Source organism: Flavobacterium arabinosi (genome assembly GCF_048158725.1).
In the GTDB taxonomy this organism is placed as follows: domain Bacteria; phylum Bacteroidota; class Bacteroidia; order Flavobacteriales; family Flavobacteriaceae; genus Flavobacterium; species Flavobacterium arabinosi.
In genome coordinates, this window is record NZ_JBLNKX010000001.1 from 871,207 (window position 1) to 884,559 (window position 13,353).

Consider the following 13,353-nt stretch of genomic DNA (forward strand, 5'->3'; position numbering starts at 1 on the left):
GATAAATTTAGTTATTCTTGTTTCTTATTATAAATTCCAATTTCATATTTCTTTAATACTGTGTCAATTTCACTAACGATATTTTCATCATCAATTGTTGATGGGATTTGAAAGTTATCGCCATCAGCAATGCTGCGCATTAATTTTCGAAGGATTTTTCCGGAACGTGTTTTTGGTAGTCGTTCCACAATTACTACATTTCTCAAGGAAGCTACCGCACCAATTTTTTGACGCACTAATTTTATTACTTCTTGTTCCAATTGAAAATGCTCTATATCTTCATTTAATTTGGTTACAACCAAAGCCAAAGGAATTTGTCCTTTCAACGCATCATTTATTCCAATAACGGCACACTCCGCAACACATGTATGAGAAGCAACTATTTCCTCCATTTCGGCTGTCGAAAGGCGATGTCCTGCAACATTTATTACGTCGTCAACTCTTCCGGTGATGAAAATGTAATCTTCATTATCTTTAAATCCGCCATCACCAGAGAAATAATACCCTGGAAATCTATCCAAATATCCTGCTTTGAATCTAGGATTGTCATTCCATAAATCAAGTAAAGTACCTGGAGGCAAAGGTAATTTCAGTACTACATACCCTTCTTCATTTGGACCTAATTCAGTTCCGTCTTCGCCAAAAATTTTGATGTTATATCCGCAAACGGCTTTCCCCACGGAACCAGGTTTTACAGACAATTGCTCAACGCCCATCATATTAGCAATCATGGGCCAGCCTGATTCAGTTTGCCACCAATGATCGATTACGGGAACAGGAATGTGTTCTGAATACCATTCTAATGTAGCGACATCACAACGTTCTCCTGCTAGAAATTGAGTTTTCAAAGAACTCAAATCATACTGTTTTATAAAATCACCGTTAGGGTCTTCTTTTTTTATAGCACGAATAGCTGTTGGAGCCGTGAACATCGCATTGACTTTGTGCTCGTCAATTATTCTCCAAAACGTACTTGCATCAGGGGTCCTGATTGGTTTTCCTTCAAAAATAATCGTTGTGTTTCTATTAATTAAAGGGCCATAAACGATAAAACTGTGTCCAACTACCCAACCCACATCTGATGCAGCCCAAAAAACTTCATCTTGTTTTACATTATAGATATGTGTCATGGAGAATTTTAGTGCTACGGCACAACCGCCAGTATCTCTCACTACTCCTTTTGGTTTTCCTGTTGTTCCTGATGTGTAAAGAATGTACAAAGGATGCGTTGCATTTACTGGAACACAAGCAGTTTCTTCGGAACCATAAACTAAGGCATCATAATCAACATCATATTTTTTAAACGGAACTCTCGCACCTAATTTTCTATTGAAAATAATTACTTTCTTTGGTCTGTGTGAAGCCAGTTCAATTGCTTCATCCACTAACGGTTTGTATGCGATTAAGCGATCAATTTCGATTCCTGAAGAAGCAGTTATAATCACTCTGGGTTTGCAATCATCAATTCTAATCGCCAATTCATGTGGTGCAAAACCACCAAAAACTACAGAATGAGTTACTCCAATTCTTGCGCAAGCTAACATAGCAAATGCAGCTTGGGGAATCATTGGCATATAAATAACGGCATTGTCACCTTTTTTTAAACCTAATGATTGCATGCCTCCTGCAAGTTTTGCCACCTCGATTTTTACTTCCGAAAAAGTATATTTTTTTACGGTTTGTGTTACTGGGGAATCATAAATTAGAGCAACTTGATCTCCAAAACCATCTTGAATGTGCTTGTCTAATGCCAAATAACAAACGTTCAATTCTCCATCTTTGTACCAAAGCGGATATCCATTTTCGTCTTTTGACAAAATAGTTTCCGGTTTACTGTACCACTCAATTGCATTAGCCTGATTAGCCCAAAATTCTTCGGGATGATGGATGCTTTTGGTATAAAAATCTTTGTAATTCATGATATTGGAAATTCTAAATTATTGAATTAAATCCTGTACTTGTTCTACTAATTTTTTTAATGAAAAGGGCTTGACAACATATAAATTTGCACCTAATGAAAGTCCTTTTTCAATGTCTTTTTCTTTATTTTTTGCCGAAAGGAAAATGACTTTACAATGTTGTAATCTTTCATCTTTTTTTATTTGTTCCAATGTGGCAAAGCCGTCAACCATGGGCATCATGACATCTAGAATGATTACGTCCGGTAATTGTTTTTTTAGAATGTCTAATGCTTCTTGTCCGTCACGAGCTATGAAAACTTCGAAATTGTTCTTTTTGAATGTGTATTCCAGCGACATGACAATATTTGGTTCGTCATCTACAATTAAAATTTTTTTCATTTTAACGATTTTCAGTTGTATTGTAATTGGGTAATGTGAAAATAAAAGTGGCTCCGTTTCCTTCGGTACTTTCAGCCCAAATTTTCCCTTTATGATGTTCTATAATTTGTTTGCAAATGGCAAGTCCTAAACCACTGCCAATTGGTTTTTTTACATTTTGATTTCGGGATTGATAAAATTTATCAAAAATGGCTTCAAAATCATCGTCTTTAATTCCTTTACCATTATTATGAATACTGACTTCTACAACATCTTTATTTTCATGAATAGAAATGGTTATTTTTCCATTTGTTTCAGAACAGAATTTTATAGCATTCGATAATAAATTATGGATTACCTGAACGATTCGTTCTTCATCATAAAATGCCTTTTTTTCTTTGGAAGCCTCACTAAATTCAATAGTTATATTTTTGTTTTTTATTAATTGTTTTACTGAATTTAAAGTATTTTTTATTGTTTTTGAAATATTGTTTTTTGATAAATAAATTTTTTGTTTTCCTGTTTCAAATTTCTCTAAATCCAGAATTTTGTCAATCAAACGATTTAGACGATCCGATTCGGAAATGATATTTTGTAAAAATTGTTTTCTTAATTCTTCAGGAATGTCATCGTCGTCATGAAGAATTTCGCTAGCGGCACGAATGGCGGTAATTGGCGTTCTCAATTCATGGGTAACCGTATCCAGAAACTCATCTTTTTGAATGTCTTTATTGACTAATTCCTGATTGGCATTTTTTAGCTGCTCTGATATTTTTTTTAATTGAGTCGAAGTGTCTGTGAGTTTTCTGTTGATTATGATGTTTTCTTTGGATTCTTCCAAAATTCGAAGTACTTCCGGCAAGCTGATTTTGTCTTCTTTGATTACGCTCGATATTAAAATTTTGGCGGAAGCCGTACCAATATGTCCTGTCAATAAATTTTCGGCAAATTTTATAAAACGAGCATCGGCAGTTGTGATATTTTTATCGATGCCGTATTTTAAATTAAAAATGGTCAGTGCTCGTTTTGTTCTTTCTTCTCCAAGAAATCGTTGTAAAACTTTCTGAATGTCTGAGATGTATGCAGTTCCTTTCCATACAAAAGCATTTTCGTGATTGGTAATGTATGTGTCAATATCCACAAACATTTCGGCATAATTGCGTTCTCTATAATTTCCTCTGAAACTTACGGAGATGGCTGCATAACTCATTACATTAAATAATAAACTCCAGAAAACGGCATGCGGAATAGGCTCTAAATAATCCAATCCAAAAAGTTGAAAAGGCTTTAGCAATTCAATTCCCCAAGGTCCTTCCTGAATAAATAGACTTGTTGATTTTGTAATTCCAATGGCATACGGAATTAAAAGCGTATAAAAACAAATTAAAAAACCAAGAATAATTCCCGCTATAGCACCATTTTTAGATCCTCTTTTCCAAAGTATAGCGCCAAAAAAGGAGGGAGCCAGTTGGGTTATAACTACAAAAGAGACTAATCCAATGGAAACCAAAGAATAATCCAGAATGAAAATTCGGTATATGGCATACGCCAAAATGATAAGAGAAAAAATTCCTATTTTTCGGCTGTTTACAATTCGTTTGCTGTTCTTTTTTTGTGAAGAGTTTTCTAGCGATCCAATGAAACCATATGGGATCAATAAGTTGTTACTCAGCATTGTGGCGAGTGCAATCGATGATACGATAATCATCGAAATGGCTGCCGAAAATCCACCAAGAAATACTAAAACGGTTAATAAATTATTGTTGAAAAATTGAGGAATTAATAAGGAATACGTATCTGAATTGAGTCCTTTTCCTTCAAAAAGGATATTTCCTCCCCAAGCAATTGGAAATACAAAAATATTAAAAAGCAACAAGTACAATGGAAAAAGCCAAATCGCTGTTCGGATATGGGTTTCTTTGTTGTTCTCAACAATGGCAGTATGAAATTGTCTTGGTAATAGAAAAATGGCAAACATGGATAAAACACAAAGGAAGAACCAATTGATTCCGTTTGTGATGCCGCCTATCGTATTCTTTTTATCAAAATCTTTAAGGACTGACGCTTTTTTGTAAATGTCATCAAAACCGTCAAAAACAAAATAGGTCACATAAATACCAATGATTAAAAAGAAAACTAATTTCAAGATGGATTCCATTGCCACAGCGGTTACAATACCGCGTCTTTTTTCTGAAGCGTCTACGTATTTTGTGCCATAATAAGAGGCAAATAAAGCCAAAGCGATGCAAACATAAGTTGTAGTGTCAGTGAAAATGTCGTCACTCGATTGGGTTTTGCTAACAATATGAAAGGTGTCTGAAATGGATTTTAGTTGTAAAGAAATATAAGGTACGATCCCAAAAATACAAATCATGGTCACTAATGCGCCTAGAAATCTGCTGTTCCCATATCGTAAAGAAATAAAATCGGCAATACTGGATATTTTATTTACTCTCGAAATTCGGATAATTCTCTTGAGGACAATCATCCATGTAGGTACAATTATTATTGGACCTAAATAAATAGGGATATAACTCAAGCCTGAATTTGCTGCAAGACCTATACTGCCGTAGTACGTCCAGGCGGTGCAATAAACCGCTAATGAAAACGAATAAATATAAGGATTATTGGTCCATTTAGAATGACTCCTTTTTTCTGCCCAATAGGCGATGTAAAAAAGAATCAACAAATAAATCGCCAATATTAATAAGAGTCCAATGCTATTCATAATATCTTTTAATAATTAGGTAGGTGATCGCGATTGAAATTAACCATGCCGAAAAAATATAGATGTATATAATTGGAAAACCAAAAAGGGGTTTTGAACTATCGAATAACAGCAAAAGCGGAATGTTCAACGCTAATAGCATTAGCATTGAAAGGATAACCAACTTTTGTTCATGTCTCTTTTTCATTGTAATAAAAACATACAATCTCTACAGATAAATGTAGAGACTGTATATTGTAAAAATGGATTTAAAATATTATTTTTTTTCATCATAGTCACCCATTAGGGAAAAATACCCAAATGCACCTAATCCTAAAACTATCAAAGGCGTAAGTATAAAAAGGATGATAATTCCAAATACTAAATCCTCTTGTTTCCCCGACATAAATTTTGGTAATCCAAAAGTGAAGATGCAAAAATAGGCTGCAGCAACTGCTAATGCAATCCAAACTAATCCTAAAATTCTTTTTATTTGATTCATGGCTGTGTGTTTTAAATGTGAGCGTTTTTGTCTTTATTTTTAATGTAAACCATTCCAACTACAAAGCTGACAGCAGCAATAACAATTGGATACCAAAGTCCTTCGAGATAAAATTCCGGATTCCCGGCCTCTTTTGCATTTATAACAAAATAGGTGGAAATTGCAGGAAGCAGTCCTCCAAAAATTCCATTTCCTACGTGGTATGGTAATGACATAGAAGTATATCTAATTTTAACTGGGAACATTTCTACAAGGAACGCCGCAATTGGACCATATACCATAGTAACAAATATGACTTGAACGAATACTAAAAATATTAAAGACCATTCGTCAGCAGTAGTGATTTTAATTGTTGTTTTGGTGTCAACTTTTGCTTTACCATCTACAACTATAGCCATTCCGTTTTCTAAATGTACGGTTTTTATTTCTTGAAAAGTAGTTCCATCCACATACTCTTTATTAGTAGTATAGATAGAGTCCATAGTTTGCTTCTTGTTCTCTTTCAACTCAGCGATTAGAGTTGTTTTTTCTACCATTTCGGTTTTATTGGCTATCGATGTGGTTTCGTACATGCTTTTGTAAATAGGTCTGTATAATATGATGGCTAGCAACATTCCACCCATCATGATGTATTTTCGTCCTACTTTATCACTTAACCAACCAAAAAGAATGAAAAATGGTGTGCCAAGCATTAATGAAATTCCTAGTAATGTGTCAACTTGTGAAGAATCAATAGACATTACTGTTTTCATGAAATTCATAGCATAGAATTGGCCGGTGTACCAAACAACCCCTTGACCCATAGTGGCTCCAAATAAAGCTAATAATACAAATTTCAAATTGTAACGGTTTCCAAAACTCTCTTTCAATGGATTTGTGCTTGTTTTTCCTTCAGATTTAGCTTTAGCAAAAACGGGAGATTCATCCATGTTCTTTCTAATCAAATAAGAAACCCCAACCATAATGATAGAAACCCAGAATGGAACTCTCCATCCCCATTCGTCAAATTGTTCTGGAGTAAGAATGTTTCTTGTTACTAAAATAACCATTAAGGAGATGAATAATCCAACAGTAGCTGTGGTTTGTATCCAAGAAGTCCAATAACCTCGTTGTCCTACTGGTGCATGCTCAGCCACATAAGTCGCCGCACCACCGTATTCACCACCAAGAGCAAGACCTTGAAGTAAACGAAGAATTAATACTAATAAAGGAGCCATAAATCCAATAGTTTCATAACTCGGAATACAGCCAATCAGGAATGTTGCGCCACCCATTAATAGCAGAGTGACCATGAACGTATATTTACGACCAATTAAATCACCTAATCTTCCAAAAAAAAGTGCTCCAAACGGACGAACTACAAATCCTGCGGCAAATGTTGCCAATGTAGATAAAAAGGCTGCTGTAGGATTGTCAGAGGGGAAAAATTTTGTTGAAATTACAACGGCTAAACTTCCAAAAATGTAGAAATCATACCATTCGATCATTGTGCCCATTGAAGATGCGGAAATCACTTTCCAAATTCCTTTTGTTGATTTAGTACTCATATTTATTTCTTGTTTTTAAATTATTATAGATAGATCATTGCTTGTAACGTAACAGTATTTATAGCTTTGTTTGTAGCGTATTTTAAAGTTTGATATTCCAAAGTTAATTTAGAATTATGTCCGCTAAAAAAGGCATTGGTGCCAATTCCAAATTGAGTGGCATTGTCGTTTAGAGCATCAATCTTTCTGTCGTTGTAAGATGCGTAAGGTTGGAAACGGGTTTTTGATTTTCCTGGGATAACGTAACCAACATGGCCATAAAGCATGGAGCCTGTTTCATAAGTAGTGCCTAATCTGAAATTTTTTCCATAATCCGAATTTTGATACAAAGCATAGGCAGTAAGTGCTGCTCCTTTAGTTCCCATCGGGACATCATAAAAAGCATCCAATGCAAAAATAAATACGTTTTCGCCACTTAAATTACCCGAATTATCAGCGATTACAGCTCCATTTGGTTGGTTAGAAAAACCAGCTCCGATATTGAAAACTTTTTTAGATCCTAGATATGTGCCCACTTTATAAGGTAAAAAATTACTTTCAGAATCTAAAAAACCGTACTCAAAATATCCTGCAAATGTTTTGCCTGCTTCTTTAGAACCTAACAAACGTCTTCCTGTGAAAGTTGCTGCTCCACCATTTGTTGGGACTGTAGTTGACTGTAAATTATTCGTTGACGCTTCGTTTATGGAAATTCGGTACTGTAGTTTTTCTATAGTCCCTTTTGCATAAACCCCAATATGTCTACCAAATTGGTCAGACAAACCTAAGGTAGCCCATGACTGTCTTTGATTGTCTAAAGTCATTATGTTTAATGTACTTGCATTATTTAAACGTGAAATTCCGTTCCAATAATGTAATCCGCCTCCAATAGCGTGATTTTTGCCTAAACTGTATTGTGCCCAGACATCATGTAAAAATAATTGAGAGCCTTCTCCGGTTCCAGTAGGGCTTAAAGAATTTGAATTTAAACTATTTAGTCCAAAATGAGTTAAGATTAAAAAGTCTTTATTGATTTGTGCATACATTAAAATACGAGCTCTTCTAACGCTAAAATCCAAGTCGCCTTGCTCGTTGCCATTAGCATCCAAAGGGCGATCCGAATTGTATTGGGCCCAAAACTGTGCCCATGAAATTACTCTAAGATACTTTGAGCCATCCTCGTTAAAATTGAATTTCATTCCGGCTCCATAATCTGGGGAGCCTTGTGAAAAGCATTTTAGAGATAAAAGCAGTAGTGCCGCTATCAAATACATTTTTTTCATAATAGATTGTAATTTGGTTAGTGAAAATGGTTAGTTTCAACACAGCCAAATTCTAATTTTTTGTTTATATAAAAAATTAAGATATATATATATGTAAAGTATTATAGTTAATCTTTAAATCTTTCCCATTTTATAAGCATAAATTTATCTCCAAGTTCTGTTATTATCATTCCTGCTCCTGAAAGTAATTCTTTGTTTTTTACATATTCTACTAGTTCTAAATGATTAAAAATCTTATAGGTAGGATGGTAATTGGCATGGGAAGGTTTTTTGATATTAAAGGCCTTTACCCAATTGCTGACAGTAACATGTGATACCCCGATAATGCGTTCGATTTCTCGATAACTCAATCCTTCCAAATATAATTGCAATGCTTTGGTAACATAGTAATCATCAATTTTTTTTCCAATTTTATTGACAGTAAAAAAGTAGTTACATTTTTTGCATAAATACCGTTGTTTGTTGTTTATTACGCCGCTTTTAGTAATTTGATTTCCTTGACATTTTGGACAGGTTAAAAGCTCCATGTATATAAATTTTGCATAAATATAGTAAATTAGCAATTATTATTATTTTAATTTCGTAAAAAAATATAAAAAAAATTGCGAACCTTTCATTTTTGTTGAAGAATAGGTAGGGGTTTAGCAAAATAAAGGCGTTTTGTAAAAATGAGGTTGATGTCTTAGAATAGGACTTCTTCAGATAAAAGGTGGGTAACTTATCTTTTGAAGGAGTAAATCCAAAAGTGTTGTGGATTTGAGAAACGTATAAAAACAAAAAACCCGAATATTTCTATTCGGGTTTTGTGGTACCTCCAGGGATCGAACCAGGGACACATGGATTTTCAGTCCATTGCTCTACCATCTGAGCTAAGGTACCTCGCTATTGCGGGTGCAAATATAGAATGATTTTTAGTTTATCCAAAACAATTTTTAAAAAAAATCAATTCGTATCTTCGCAACATCAAAAAATAAAATATGATTCTAGCTATTGATGTCGGAAATACAAGAATTAAAGCTGCTGTCTTTGAGGGTGATATACTCGTAGAAAATTTTGTGTTTGTTAAAAATGAACTCCAAAAGAATATTGAAAATATTTTAAAAAAATATAAAAAAATTGATGATTTGGTCGTTTCGTCCGTTGGAGATGTCGAAAAACAATCATTTTTGGAATTTGAAAATGATTTAAAAGTCCATTTTATATCCCATGAAAATCCTTTCCCTTTTGTTAATTGTTATGCTACCCCTAAAACTTTAGGAATTGATAGGATGGTTCTTGCTGCTGGAGCAACGCTTCAGTTTCCAAATCAGAACCGATTGGTCATCGACGCAGGAACTTGTGTCACCTTTGATTTTATAGATGAAAATAACAACTATCTTGGTGGAGCAATAGCGCCAGGACTACGGTTGCGATATGAATCATTGCATAACTATACTGCAAAATTGCCTTTGTTAACCTTAGAAGACCCAAAGGATTTGATAGGAAAATCGACTTCTGAGTCTATTCATTCTGGTGTGGCGAATGGTTTAGTCTATGAGATTGACGGTTTCATCGATGAATATAGCGCACGGTATTTAAATTTTATAATAATTTTAACGGGAGGGGACACAGAATTTTTGGCTAAACGATTAAAAAATACCATATTTGCCAATTCAAATTTTCTTTTAGAAAGTTTGAACCAAACATTTCAATATAAAATCAAAAATGATTAAAAAATTTCTAATAAGCGCCTATTTGCTTTTTTCACTTATATCCTTTGCTCAAGAAGGAACTTCATCACCTTATTCTTTTTACGGAATTGGCGACATAAGATTCAAAGGAACACTCGAAAATCGTTCTATGGCAGGTGTAGCAGTTGAGCAGGACAGTGTTCATATCAATTTAGAAAATCCAGCCAGTTATTCAAATCTAAAATTAACTACTTTTTCTTTGGGAGGTACTTATGGCACAAAAAGCTTAAAAAGTAATTCAGGATCAGCTAGTGCTCGTCGAACAACTTTAGATTATTTAGCTGTTGGTTTGCCTTTAGGTAAATTGGGAATAGGTTTTGGATTGATTCCTTATTCTTCTGTAGGATATAAAATTGAGTCATTGTCTTCAGAAGACGGAGCAACAAACAGACGTTTAAGCGGAACGGGTGGTTTGAATAAAGTTTTTTTGGGAGCAGGTTATAAAATAGCTCCTAATTTCAGTGTTGGTGCTGATGTGCATTATAATTTTGGTAAAATTGAAACCAATAGTTTAGAATTTCTTACGAATGTTCCAGTGGGAACTCGCGAATTGAATACCGCAGATTTATCTGGTGTGAATTTTAATATTGGAGCGATGTACCAAACTAAAATAAATAAAAAATTAACGGCTTACTCGAGTTTAAATTATACCGTACAAGGAACCTTAACTTCTCAAAACACCAGAAATATTGCCACTGTAGTGTATAATTCGGAATTTAATGTAGCTGTTGTAGACGCACTTGCAGATCAAAAAACAGAAACGAATGTAAAATTGCCTAGCAAAATATCATTTGCTGCTGGAATTGGAGAGGCGAAAAAATGGCTTGTTGGAGGAAAAATTTCGTATCAAAAAACTTCAGGTCAGGAAAATAGCTATAATAAAGCAAGTAATGTTGGTTATGGAAGATACGGTAGTGTTAGTTTAGGGGGGTATTACATTCCTAATTATAACTCGTTTACAAATTATGCAAAAAGAATTGTTTACAGAGGGGGACTTAAATATGAAAAAACCGGTCTAATGATTAATTCTCAGTCTATAAATGATATGGGATTAACTTTCGGATTAGGTTTGCCAATTACGGGTAGTTTTTCTAATATAAATTTAGGTTTTGAATTAGGGAAAAGAGGAACTACAAATGCAAATTTGATTCAAGAGAATTATGCTAATTTCAGTGTTGGTTTTTCTCTTAATGACAAATGGTTCGATAAACGAAAATTCAACTAAAAATCTAATCGAGTACATCTAATCAAACTGCTTTTTCGAGTACAGCGTATGCTTTTACTAAAAAAATATATAATCATCCCAATAGTCACAGTTTTCACTGTGACTCTGTTTTTTGGGTGTGAAAGTAATTTTAAAGAAGTGCAAAAAATAAACTTTTCTGAGTTTGTTCCCAGTGGTGATGCTGATAATGTGAACCTGAAATATACGGATTCGGGATTGATTAAAGCGATTTTGGTTAGTCCTAAAATGTTAGATTTCTCAAGTGTAGATTTTCCTTTTACTGAATTTCCAAAAGGAATTGATGTTACTTTGTATGATAACAAAGCTAAAAAAACATTTATAACCTCAAATTATGCCGTTTCTTACAAAGGAACCGGTATTATTGATTTGCAGGGAAAGGTGAAAATAAAATCGGAAAATGGTCAGACTATGGAAACGGAACAATTGTACTACGATCAAAAAAACGAATGGTTTTTTACTGAAAAAAAGTTTAAATTTACTGATATTAAAGGAACATCAAACGGTCAGGGAATCGATTTTAGCAAAGATTTCAAAGTGATTAATTCGCAAAGGATAACCGGCGAAATTCAAACAGCCGAATAATTTTATAAAACTATAGTATGAGCTACTTAAAATACACACCTTACATTTACCTTATTTTTGGAGCGTACTTCATTTATGATGGAGTTACAAAATTAAACGCAGCCGACAGCACACCATGGTTGAGTTTTATTATAGCAGGATTAGCAATTTTTATGTTTTTCTTCCGATTGAAATTTGCTAAAAAATTTGAAGACCGAAATAAAAAATCCTAGTACATGGAGATTAGTATTATAATACTGTGTTTAATACTATGTGCTTTTTTCTCAGGAATGGAGATCGCTTTCATTTCTTCCAATAAAATTTATCTTGAAATAGAAAAAAAACAGGATAACTTCGTTTCTAAAATACTTACAAAACTTACAGAAAAGCCTTCCAAGTTTATAGCGGCTATGCTTATTGGAAACAATATAGCATTAGTGGTTTATGGATTTTTTATGGGCGAATTATTAATGAAGTGGATTGAAGCTATGGGGTTTCATTTTTCAAGCTTGCTGGATTTATTTCTTCAAACACTGCTTTCTACACTAATCGTTTTGATTACAGCAGAATTTTTACCTAAAGTGTTTTTTCAAATTTATGCCAACACATTAATAAAGTTTTTTGCTGTTCCGGCATATGTTTTTTACATCTTGTTTTATTTTATTTCTACTTTTTTTATCTGGGTTTCTGATTTTGTTTTGAAAAAATTTTTTAAAACGGAAGGGGATCAAGTGCAGCTTTATTTTAGTAAAGTGGAGTTAGGAAATTATATTACGGAACAAATGAGTACTGTTGAAGATAATGAAGAGGTCGATTCTGAAATACAAATGTTTCAAAATGCTTTGGAATTTTCGGGTGTAAAAGCAAGGGATGTTATGAGTCCCAGGACTGAAATCGTAGCAATTGATTTATATGATTCTATTGAAGAGTTGAATAAAGTGTTTATTGAAACTGGTTATTCTAAAATTGTTGTTTATCAAAATTCATTAGATGATATAGTTGGATATGTACATTCATTCGATTTGTTTAAAAAGCCAAATAGTATCAAGGAAATTGTAATTTCTGTTGAATTTGTTCCTGAGACAATTTTCATTAAAGATGCAATGAATTTGTTGACCAAAAAAAGGAAAAGTGTAGCAGTTGTTTTGGATGAATATGGTGGAACTTCCGGGATTATCACCATTGAAGATATTGTGGAAGAACTTTTTGGAGAAATAGAAGATGAACACGATTCAGAAGAAGAGCTGATTGAAAATGAACTCGGAGACGATACATATGTTTTTTCAACCCGACTCGATGTGGAGTATTTAAATCAGACCTATAAACTTCATATTCCGGAAAGCGATTCTTACGGTACACTGGGGGGTTTTATAGTGGATCACACCAAAGAAATTCCTCAAAAAGGAGCTGTAATTACTATAGGAAGCTTCCATTTTATAATAGAAGAAGCCACAAACAAGAAAATAGAATTAGTTAAAATGTCGCTAAGAGACTGATTTTTTTTATAAAATTGAAATTT

12 protein-coding genes and 1 tRNA gene are annotated in these 13,353 nt (G+C 33.7%); 5 read left to right on the plus strand and 8 right to left on the minus strand.

The window, feature by feature from the left end; genetic code table 11:
- Positions 1-11: 11 nt before the first annotated feature.
- The 8 genes from ACM55K_RS03575 to ACM55K_RS03610 form a co-directional block, all read right to left on the minus strand.
- The gene (locus ACM55K_RS03575; RefSeq protein ID WP_416848863.1) at positions 12-1,919 is read right to left on the minus strand and encodes an AMP-binding protein; all 1,908 of its coding nucleotides are present in this window, start codon (positions 1,917-1,919) and stop codon (positions 12-14) included.
- Positions 1,920-1,937: 18 nt separating this feature from the next.
- Complete coding sequence (locus ACM55K_RS03580) at positions 1,938-2,300, minus strand: response regulator transcription factor (protein WP_416837217.1); 363 nt, start codon at positions 2,298-2,300, stop codon at positions 1,938-1,940.
- Between the two features lies 1 nt (position 2,301).
- Positions 2,302-5,007 carry an ATP-binding protein gene (locus tag ACM55K_RS03585; protein WP_416848864.1) on the minus strand — a complete coding sequence of 902 codons (2,706 nt, stop codon included), beginning with the start codon at positions 5,005-5,007 and terminating at the stop codon, positions 2,302-2,304.
- Positions 5,008-5,263: 256 nt separating this feature from the next.
- Complete coding sequence (locus ACM55K_RS03590) at positions 5,264-5,488, minus strand: DUF6814 family protein (protein ID WP_416848865.1); 225 nt, start codon at positions 5,486-5,488, stop codon at positions 5,264-5,266.
- Positions 5,489-5,499: 11 nt separating this feature from the next.
- Positions 5,500-7,035: an MFS transporter gene (locus ACM55K_RS03595; protein ID WP_416848866.1), complete on the minus strand. Its 1,536-nt coding sequence runs from the start codon at positions 7,033-7,035 to the stop codon at positions 5,500-5,502.
- 23 nt (positions 7,036-7,058) lie between these two features.
- Entirely contained in the window at positions 7,059-8,297 is a 1,239-nt protein-coding gene (locus ACM55K_RS03600; protein ID WP_416848867.1) for a hypothetical protein, read from the minus strand.
- 107 nt (positions 8,298-8,404) lie between these two features.
- Positions 8,405-8,824 (minus strand): transposase, encoded by a 420-nt coding sequence (locus tag ACM55K_RS03605; RefSeq protein WP_416848868.1) that lies wholly within the window; start codon positions 8,822-8,824, stop codon positions 8,405-8,407.
- A 279-nt stretch (positions 8,825-9,103) separates the two neighbouring features.
- Positions 9,104-9,176, minus strand: a tRNA-Phe gene (locus ACM55K_RS03610).
- Between the two features lie 98 nt (positions 9,177-9,274).
- Here ACM55K_RS03610 and ACM55K_RS03615 point away from each other — a divergent pair.
- Genes ACM55K_RS03615 through ACM55K_RS03635 form a run of 5 tightly spaced genes read left to right on the plus strand, consistent with a single transcriptional unit; the run spans position 9,275 to position 13,330 of the window.
- Positions 9,275-10,009: a type III pantothenate kinase gene (locus tag ACM55K_RS03615; RefSeq protein WP_416848869.1), complete on the plus strand. Its 735-nt coding sequence runs from the start codon at positions 9,275-9,277 to the stop codon at positions 10,007-10,009.
- Entirely contained in the window at positions 10,002-11,252 is a 1,251-nt protein-coding gene (locus ACM55K_RS03620) for a hypothetical protein (RefSeq protein ID WP_416848870.1), read from the plus strand. The genes ACM55K_RS03615 and ACM55K_RS03620 overlap by 8 nt, the downstream gene beginning before the upstream one ends.
- Positions 11,253-11,300: 48 nt before the next feature.
- The gene (gene lptC, locus ACM55K_RS03625) at positions 11,301-11,855 is read left to right on the plus strand and encodes an LPS export ABC transporter periplasmic protein LptC (RefSeq protein WP_416848871.1); all 555 of its coding nucleotides are present in this window, start codon (positions 11,301-11,303) and stop codon (positions 11,853-11,855) included.
- 17 nt (positions 11,856-11,872) lie between these two features.
- The gene (locus tag ACM55K_RS03630) at positions 11,873-12,067 is read left to right on the plus strand and encodes a hypothetical protein (protein WP_416848872.1); all 195 of its coding nucleotides are present in this window, start codon (positions 11,873-11,875) and stop codon (positions 12,065-12,067) included.
- Positions 12,068-12,070: 3 nt separating this feature from the next.
- Positions 12,071-13,330 carry a hemolysin family protein gene (locus tag ACM55K_RS03635; RefSeq protein ID WP_416848873.1) on the plus strand — a complete coding sequence of 420 codons (1,260 nt, stop codon included), beginning with the start codon at positions 12,071-12,073 and terminating at the stop codon, positions 13,328-13,330.
- The last annotated feature ends 23 nt before the right edge of the window (positions 13,331-13,353 follow it).

Coding starts and splice junctions, on each gene's coding strand:
- ACM55K_RS03575 (WP_416848863.1), bottom strand. CDS start 1,919: ATGAATTACAAAGATTTTTATACCAAAAGCATCCATCATCCCGAAGAA.
- ACM55K_RS03580 (WP_416837217.1), bottom strand. CDS start 2,300: ATGAAAAAAATTTTAATTGTAGATGACGAACCAAATATTGTCATGTCG.
- ACM55K_RS03585 (WP_416848864.1), bottom strand. CDS start 5,007: ATGAATAGCATTGGACTCTTATTAATATTGGCGATTTATTTGTTGATT.
- ACM55K_RS03590 (WP_416848865.1), bottom strand. CDS start 5,488: ATGAATCAAATAAAAAGAATTTTAGGATTAGTTTGGATTGCATTAGCA.
- ACM55K_RS03595 (WP_416848866.1), bottom strand. CDS start 7,035: ATGAGTACTAAATCAACAAAAGGAATTTGGAAAGTGATTTCCGCATCT.
- ACM55K_RS03600 (WP_416848867.1), bottom strand. CDS start 8,297: ATGAAAAAAATGTATTTGATAGCGGCACTACTGCTTTTATCTCTAAAA.
- ACM55K_RS03605 (WP_416848868.1), bottom strand. CDS start 8,824: ATGGAGCTTTTAACCTGTCCAAAATGTCAAGGAAATCAAATTACTAAA.
- ACM55K_RS03615 (WP_416848869.1), top strand. CDS start 9,275: ATGATTCTAGCTATTGATGTCGGAAATACAAGAATTAAAGCTGCTGTC.
- ACM55K_RS03620 (WP_416848870.1), top strand. CDS start 10,002: ATGATTAAAAAATTTCTAATAAGCGCCTATTTGCTTTTTTCACTTATA.
- lptC (WP_416848871.1), top strand. CDS start 11,301: ATGCTTTTACTAAAAAAATATATAATCATCCCAATAGTCACAGTTTTC.
- ACM55K_RS03630 (WP_416848872.1), top strand. CDS start 11,873: ATGAGCTACTTAAAATACACACCTTACATTTACCTTATTTTTGGAGCG.
- ACM55K_RS03635 (WP_416848873.1), top strand. CDS start 12,071: ATGGAGATTAGTATTATAATACTGTGTTTAATACTATGTGCTTTTTTC.